We start from the raw sequence: 950 nt of genomic DNA, 5'->3' as shown, positions 1-950 counted from the left end.
GCTCGAATTTCTAAAAGGGCAAGATACCTATTAACGTTCAAAGTAATTTAAAACTCACAAAAAGGCTTTTTAAGCGTTTTTTCACCTAAAGATAACCAAACTACCAAAACACATCAAGAGCTCTTAGAACGTCTATTTGAGCCCTTAAAATCAATATACGATTTTCGCAAGTTTCCCTACTCACAGAGAACACATTCTCTACGTATGAAGAAGGCAATAAAAAACAGACTACTCAAAGTAGCCCACTATTTCGCTTCTATATTTTTATTTGGCACCATGTATGCAAAAAAGCGCTAGCTTTGCGCTAACGCTTTAAATATCTTTAAACTTATTTCTAGCCTCTTTCAACGCTTTTTCTGCAGAGTTGAACCATTTACCTTTAATTGCGCTGTTAAGGCTCTCCATGTCGCTTTTATCCTTCTTTTTAAAACTTGTTATCATCTCTTTTTCTTCATCTTCTGATGAAACTTCATTGTGCTTAGTTGTTGAAACGGCATTACTCGCCGTAAAATTAGTTATAAGTAACTTGTCTAGCTTCTTTTCCACCTCGCCTAAGGCGTCAGTTATCGGGTTGCTCATGTTGCCCTTCCTCGCTTTCCTGATCTGTTCTTAATAGTTCATCTAGTAATCTATTTTCTTCTTTACGTTGTTGTTTTTTCTTTTCTCGCGTTGCGTTTAAGTCTTTCTTAGCTTCATTAATAAGCTCTTGAATATGATTTAGTGTTAAGGCTTCATCTTCATGTAAAAAATCAAGTGCATCTTTGATATAATCTTGTTCATCGAATTTCAAAAGTTCTAATTTTTCGGTGTGATACGTTTGCAAAGACTTCTCAAGTGCTTTTAAAATTTCATAATCCCTTTTTATTTCTACATTGGTTATTTCTTACGATTAGTCAATAGTAATAGAACTTTTTTATATGATAAATTAGTTCTTTTTTTTTATGTAGTTT

General features: G+C 33.3%; 2 protein-coding genes. Both read right to left on the bottom strand.

Going from position 1 to position 950, the window contains the following annotated elements:
- Positions 1–312: 312 nt before the first annotated feature.
- A complete protein-coding gene (locus HCK02_RS13910) occupies positions 313–579 on the bottom strand; it encodes a hypothetical protein (RefSeq protein WP_167630693.1) in 267 nt (88 codons plus the stop codon).
- Positions 560–823 (bottom strand): hypothetical protein, encoded by a 264-nt coding sequence (locus HCK02_RS13905; RefSeq protein WP_167630692.1) that lies wholly within the window; start codon positions 821–823, stop codon positions 560–562. The genes HCK02_RS13910 and HCK02_RS13905 overlap by 20 nt, the downstream gene beginning before the upstream one ends.
- Between the last annotated feature and the right edge of the window lie 127 nt (positions 824–950).

This window comes from Listeria valentina (assembly GCF_011800755.1).
Lineage (GTDB): Bacteria > Bacillota > Bacilli > Lactobacillales > Listeriaceae > Listeria > Listeria valentina.
This window is presented reverse-complemented; position numbering and strand designations above follow the sequence as displayed.